This window comes from Microcystis sp. LE19-84.1B, assembly GCF_027531875.1.
GTDB lineage: Bacteria > Cyanobacteriota > Cyanobacteriia > Cyanobacteriales > Microcystaceae > Microcystis > Microcystis panniformis.
Map to the genome: position 1 here is coordinate 22,846 of NZ_JAPZSR010000061.1, position 6,428 is coordinate 29,273.

Genomic DNA, 6,428 nt, shown 5'->3' on the forward strand with positions numbered 1-6,428 from the left:
AAACTACAGAATGTTATCAGAATTTACCTTGATATTATGAGCGTAGTTAGCCAAGTCATCCTCAAAGCCGACGACGAACTTCGTTATCCTAGTAGTGGTGAACTACAGGGTATCGGGCAATTTTTAAAAACTGGCGAGCAGAGAATTCGCATTGCCGAGACTCTCGCTGAAAATGAGAAAAAAATCGTCGATCAGGCTCAAAAACAACTGTTCAAGAAACGTCCCGATTATAGAGCGCCGGGGGGTAATGCCTACGGTCAGCGTCAATATAATCAATGCTTGCGCGATTATGGTTGGTATCTGCGTCTAGTTACCTATGGGGTATTAGCCGGAGATAAAGGTCCGATCGAACAAACCGGCCTGATCGGGGTCAAAGAGATGTATAACTCTCTTAATGTTCCCATCCCTGGCATGGTGGAAGCGATTCGTTGTCTCAAAGAGGCCGCTTTAGCTCTTTTGACTCAAGAAGATGCCGTGGCAGCAGCCCCCTACTTCGACTTTATCATCCAGTATATGTCCTAAGCGATCGGGACAACTCCACGGGCCTGAAGTCTGAAAAGGGGCAATTTTCCCCTCTTTCAGGGTTCAGGCTTGACTTTTTTCAGTTAACTGATAACTGATAACTGATAACTGATAACTGATAACTAATAACTAATAACTCAAAACTGATAACTGATAACTGATAACTGATAACTGATAACTGATTATGTTTTGGCGCATTGTACTACTTACCTTTCTGATTCCATCAGTCTATGGGCTGTTTGGCTGGTCGATCGCCCAGGAGCGTGTATCATGGAGCGATTGGTTACTTGCCCGCGGTGATGAGATGAATTGGACTCTCACTAGCGAATGGCTAGAAATCATCATCTATATCCTAGCGGTAGGGGTTATCCTCTTAATTGCCCTAGGATTAACTCTGTTTAGTCACTTAATGCCGCTATTTTTCCGCAGTTGGTTTAAAAACGATATTAGCGCTGTATTATCAATTCTCGGCTGGTCTTTGGCGGTAGTCTTTATCTTCCACAAGTGGGCGGTATTTAGTCGAGTTTTAATTCTGTTAGCCGCTACTATCCTCGGTCGTCTAGAACTTCAGGAAGCAGGTTACAATAGGTGGCAAGTTTTCCTGATGCTCACCATCCTCTGCTTAGGTAGTTTTGGCTTGGGAATTTGGGCTTATCATCTTTGGGGTCACGAATTTCATCGAGTGACTACTGATTAATCTTATCTGGTGCGTGGGGTGCGGATTACTAATTTTGGTTTTTCATTCCAAGGTTATCGCCGCAAACACGCACCCTACAAAATTGCTTATCTCTAATCTTTAAAAAGTATGCCAAAAAAAAATAACGATACCCTCAAACGAGTCTTAATTGTTTCCTCTGGTTTAGTATTTCTGGCTTTAATGGTGGTGCCAACTTTAGGCTTATTGAAAAATAATAATTCTAATTCCCCCCAAGGCAATCAACCCGGGCAAGAGGCAACTATTCCCACCCAAAAATTACAAGAAATGGTCAAAGGTTACGAGAAAATTCTCGAACGCGAACCGGATAACCCCACTGCTTTGCAAGGACTAGCACAAGCTCGCCTACAGTTAAAAGATTTTATCGGAGCTAGAGAACCTTTAGAAAAATTATATCAAAAATATCCCGACAATCTGGAAGTTATGCTAGTTCTTTATGGAACAAGATTACAAACTCAAGACGTTTCTGGAGCGAAAAGTCTCCTAGAAAAATTAGTCAAAAACTATCCCCAAGAACCGAAGTTTAAGGAAGAATTAACTCGTTTAAATCAAGCGATTGCGGCAGCTTCTAAACAGCCACCTCCAGGGACTAAAAAGTAATGAAAAAAGAATTAATTATTGAAGCTGGGCGAAGGGAAAGACAATATCGAGAATTTTTTATTTCTTGACTTGTTGCGATTATCGGCATTTTGGGCATTACTGCGGCCATTCTTCGGTAAATTAGCCCGTTTGCCTAGGGATGGTGCTGCCCCCTAGACGACTAGAAAGAAACTTCGCCAATATCATCTAACCCTGACATTAGCTAACTTTGTTAGATAAGAACTTTTTTAGGAATTATGATCGGCCTATAATAGTAACTGTAGTCACCCCTATCCTTTAGCGATAATTCTTGGTTTAGGGTTGGTGTCCTTCAGCGCAAGCGAGATAGGTTATGAAAATTAGCGAACTAGAAAACTACTTGGCTCAGATTAAGTCAGAGATTGGTGACATCGATATCGTCTATCAATGTCGCAACCAGCACTATAGTTGGTTGGACAAAATGAGAAGCCATCAACTGAAAGTGTTAAAAAATACCGCCGACACTAAATTATTGATTTCTCTGCAATAGCCATTTTCTCTTGCTAGATGCCGGCAATGCCATAGAATCCGCCTAATCTGCTTAACAGTTTATCTTTTCTTCCCTGTCGATAGGTTCTTAAACCAGCCGCGTCGCCAAAAGAAAATGATTAAACTGAAAGCAACGGTTAGCATCAATCCCCAGACGAACACATAGCCCCAATACCATTCTAATTCGGGCATATTATAGGGAGATTTATCAGTATTAAAGTTCATGCCGTAAATACCGACAATGAAGGTGAGAGGGATAAAAATCGTCGAGATTACCGTTAAAGTTTTCATAATCTCGTTCATTTTATTACTCACGGAAGACAGATAAAAATCCATTAAACCATTGGCAAATTCCCGATAATTTTCGATAACATCAAGGATTTGTACCACATGGTCATAACAGTCCCTTAGATAGGGTTTAATCGTTGTATCAATGACAATATACTCATCCCGTAAAAGCGCATTGAGGGTGTCTCTTTGCGGCCAAATTGCTCGTCGCAGGGAGAGTAATTCCTGACGTAGTTGGTAAATTTGTGATAAAGTCTGTTCTGTGGGACTAGCTAAAATTTCGTTTTCTAACTCCTCGATTCTTTCTCCGTAGGACTCTAAAACAGGAAAATAACCGTCAATAATAGCATCCCAAATTGCGTAGGCTAAATAACCTGATTTTTGCTGCCGGATAGAACCTTTATTTAAACGGATTCTTTCCCTAACTCCCTCTAAAGAATCGTATTGTCCTTCTTCCTGCACGGTTAAAACATAATTCTTCCCGACTATTAAACTGATTTGTTCTAACAAAAAACCCTGATGATCGATTAGGATGGCCATTGGCACTATAATTAAAATATAATTCTCGCATTCTTCTACTTTTGGTCTTTGGGGAATACTGACTATATCCTCAAGGGTTAGGGGATGTAAATGAAAAATTTCCCCCAATTCTTGCAGTTTATCTTCATTACCCAAACCGACGATATCAATCCAAGAGATGGAATCATTCGATAAATATTTAAGACAGTCTTTCGGTAGGAGATTATTAACTCTAGTGGCTTGTTGACGGTTATAATTAATTAAAAATATCTCGGTAGCAACGGCATTTTCATCGATGGTGATTAACCCCGGCATCGTCCCGGGTTGGTTATAGTGATAATCGTAAAGGTGGGGTTTTGTCCCAGAGTATTTTCGCCCTTTTTTATACCTGATTAATCTTTTGTTATTGCTCATAGTTGAGATCGATCGCTATTTGCCTTTTTCTTAGCATTAATCGCTCAAATATTCCTCAATTTTTAGCTAACTTTAAGATTGTCCAAGATTGTTAAAAAACGAAGATTAAACGTAAATGCCAATTATTAGCCGTTTCTCTCTCGATTTCGATGCGACGGATAAACTCGCGAAAATAAAAACGACGCTCGATTTCCGATAAATCTCGCCAAAATTGCGGAAAAGCAACGGCACGAGCGATAATAGTCAGGTTATCGGGGGGTAATTGGTCTAAACGTCCTTGAATCTGTGCGATCTCGTTTTTCAGTTTATAGGCCCTGAGATTAGCCGTTTCTTGATCTAAAATTCCCGCCGCTTCTAGGGAGGGCAATTGCGACAAAATATCGTTTTTTTGCCCTATTTCCTCGCTCATTCCCCGTTTGATCGCCTCTAAATCCGGTAAAGATATCTGAGCGATCGTCGGCGGTAGGTCTTGACAAATGCGCTCGATTGTGCTATGAAGAATTTTTTCATAAGCGATCGCCGAACATTTTTTTGTCCGGGGACATTGCAAAGGTCGCAAATAGAGGTATTCTGTGCCTTTTCCTCGCGCTGTCACTTTGGTAATCGTCATCCCCGATTGACATTGATTACAGACGACTAAACCCGCTAAGGAACGCGGGGCGCTGGCACTGCGGGGGGGTAATTTGCGATTATTTCTCAGGATGCGATCGATCTGGGCTGCTTCCTCCCGGGAGATAATCGGGGTGTGGGTATCGGGGATAATATCTTGACCGAGATAGCACAAATCGCCGCGATAAACGGGATTGGTCAGCCATTTATGGGCAGTAGCTATCGATATCTTTTTGCCGTAGCGTTTTTCTAGATAGCGCACCGTGGAACCCAGGGAAGCGGAAATCAAAAAGCGATCAAAAAAGTCTTTGACTACTGGTGCGGTACTGCGATCGAGTATATAACGCTCCTTGCCACGACGATAACCGTAGGGTGCTTTTCCGGGGGGAGGTAAAGCTTGCAGACGATTGTGAGCGTGACCTGCTTTTAAACGATTACTTAGTTCGTTTTTTGATATTTCTTGCAGAATCTTGGCAAAATTCAGCTTATAATCTGGGTCTTCTAGGGCAATTATATCTATGTCGAGGGCTTCTAAGGATTGTAAAATTTTGCTAACTTCCGTGCCATTGTCTCCCAATTCTGCTAGGCGACGCAGGATCAGCAGTCGGGGGGGAGTTCCTTGACAATCGCGGAGCAGTTGCTGCCGTTGTGAGCGATCACCAAAATCCTGATACACTTGTTCGGGAGAATGGTCCCAAATCGAGTTATCGGGGGGACTATCAAGCAGGGGATTGGTATAGGTGTAGGCGATAATTTTCATGTTTTGCCGAAATCCTGGTATAGATAAGCTGTACTGCCTTTAAACCGCGTCCTGAAAAGTTTAGTACAAATGCTCGAACTTCCTCGACCCGGCCCCCAACTCCGGCGCTCATAGACAGTCTTAACCAGTAATTTAGATAGTCAACAGCTTACCTGCGGGCGAATGGAAAAGGAATTTCTGCCCATCTCCCTAACCCCCGCCAGCTGGCGATCGTTCCGCTACACTTGGCAATTTCTAGGCCGGGCGCGATTCGTCTAGGGAGAGGGTAAAGAGCGAAGGAAAACCGTGAGTATGGCGGTAATAATCGCAACGGTTACGGGGATAATCAGCGATTTCGCCCCTTTTAAATCGGATATATCCTTAACTAGCCCCGATTGTTCGTTTTCTAGCCTTTCTAACCGCTTATCCATTCCCTCGACTTTCTCGATTAATTTTGCCTGTCCTACCTCTAGTTTTGTCAGGCGATCATCGATTCGATCGATCTTTCCCTCGATCCGCGTCAGGATGGCTTCTAGGGAATAGGTGACGGTTTCTCCCGATTGACTCATAAACTAAATTCCTTGTTGCGGGGGATACTTCGCATTCTATCACTCCCGAAAGATCGCAGAATTACCAATAACGATTATCAGCCTACAATATTACTAGGCGATCGAATAATCTCCGAAATTCAGATGAGTCAATTAAGATCTATTTCTGGGAAAAAGTTCGCCAAAATTTGAGAACGTCATTGAGAATTCAAGGTAGCCATCACATTTACTGTATTACTCGTTAAGACTGTCTATGAACCATCGTCAACAATTAATTCAAGAACTCGAACAAGCACCTGATGATCTAATAGAAACCGTGTTAGATTTTTTACATCGAGTTCAGGCAACAGGCAACAGTCATCCTCTGTCCAAGTTTTCAGGCATTTTAAGCGATTCAGAGGCAGAAGAACTACAACAAGCCATTAAAACAGAATGTCGTCAGGTAGATGTCAATGAGTGGTGAAATGGATTGCTGCTCAATGTATAGAAAATAATTGGGTATTGGTGACAGATAAGTAGCTGGTTATAATTAAATTAAAAATGGATTTTAGTAAATTTGTAGGTCGGGTTGAGGCAACGAAACCCGACATAAATCCTCGGTTGTTGGGTTTCACTATCGTTCAACCCAACCTACAGCTACAATATTAATAGGCGATCGAATATTCCCGGAAATTCAGATGAGTCAATCCCCCGTCACCAATTCCCTAGAAATTATCCTGACAAATATCACGGAAAAATTAGACTCTTTACAGAAAGATTTCGCTGATCTCAAAGTAGATATAGCGGAGGTGAAAACCGAACTCAAGATTATTGATAGGCGATTGGGAAAAGTAGAGGGAACACAGGACGCTTTAATTCAGGATGTCTCTGACCTTAAGGGAGCAAAATCGTTGATTATTCCCGTGGTAGTGGCAGTATTAACCAGTATTCTGACTCTGCTGGTGCGATCGATCCCGAATCCTTAAAA

9 protein-coding genes are annotated in these 6,428 nt (G+C 42.2%); 6 read left to right on the forward strand and 3 right to left on the reverse strand.

The genetic code is table 11. The annotated features are described in order from the left end of the window. The first annotated feature begins 36 nt into the window (after positions 1-36). The 4 genes from O9324_RS03430 (at position 37) to O9324_RS03445 (ending at position 2,345) form a co-directional block, all read left to right on the forward strand. Positions 37-522: an allophycocyanin subunit alpha-B gene (locus O9324_RS03430; RefSeq protein WP_002769830.1), complete on the forward strand. Its 486-nt coding sequence runs from the start codon at positions 37-39 to the stop codon at positions 520-522. A gap of 184 nt (positions 523-706) precedes the next feature. Beyond that, entirely contained in the window at positions 707-1,219 is a 513-nt protein-coding gene (locus O9324_RS03435; RefSeq protein WP_288139480.1) for a hypothetical protein, read from the forward strand. A 108-nt stretch (positions 1,220-1,327) separates the two neighbouring features. Further along, positions 1,328-1,837 carry a tetratricopeptide repeat protein gene (locus tag O9324_RS03440; RefSeq protein ID WP_287630306.1) on the forward strand — a complete coding sequence of 170 codons (510 nt, stop codon included), beginning with the start codon at positions 1,328-1,330 and terminating at the stop codon, positions 1,835-1,837. 331 nt (positions 1,838-2,168) lie between these two features. Continuing rightward, complete coding sequence (locus tag O9324_RS03445; protein WP_002769835.1) at positions 2,169-2,345, forward strand: hypothetical protein; 177 nt, start codon at positions 2,169-2,171, stop codon at positions 2,343-2,345. Positions 2,346-2,404: 59 nt separating this feature from the next. Here O9324_RS03445 and corA read toward each other — a convergent pair whose 3' ends face one another. The 3 genes from corA to O9324_RS03460 form a co-directional block, all read right to left on the reverse strand. After that, entirely contained in the window at positions 2,405-3,565 is a 1,161-nt protein-coding gene (corA, locus tag O9324_RS03450; RefSeq protein WP_288139481.1) for a magnesium/cobalt transporter CorA, read from the reverse strand. Positions 3,566-3,656: 91 nt separating this feature from the next. Next, positions 3,657-4,934 carry a recombinase family protein gene (locus tag O9324_RS03455; RefSeq protein WP_288139482.1) on the reverse strand — a complete coding sequence of 426 codons (1,278 nt, stop codon included), beginning with the start codon at positions 4,932-4,934 and terminating at the stop codon, positions 3,657-3,659. 254 nt (positions 4,935-5,188) lie between these two features. Next, positions 5,189-5,482 carry a hypothetical protein gene (locus O9324_RS03460; protein ID WP_002759475.1) on the reverse strand — a complete coding sequence of 98 codons (294 nt, stop codon included), beginning with the start codon at positions 5,480-5,482 and terminating at the stop codon, positions 5,189-5,191. Positions 5,483-5,714: 232 nt separating this feature from the next. Here O9324_RS03460 and O9324_RS03465 point away from each other — a divergent pair, with 232 nt between their 5' ends. Together O9324_RS03465 and O9324_RS03470 are read left to right on the forward strand one after the other, a co-directional pair. Further along, on the forward strand, positions 5,715-5,924 hold the full coding sequence (locus O9324_RS03465) for a hypothetical protein (protein WP_287630309.1): 210 nt from the start codon (positions 5,715-5,717) through the stop codon (positions 5,922-5,924). A 214-nt stretch (positions 5,925-6,138) separates the two neighbouring features. Next, entirely contained in the window at positions 6,139-6,426 is a 288-nt protein-coding gene (locus tag O9324_RS03470; protein WP_288139483.1) for a shikimate dehydrogenase, read from the forward strand. The last annotated feature ends 2 nt before the right edge of the window (positions 6,427-6,428 follow it).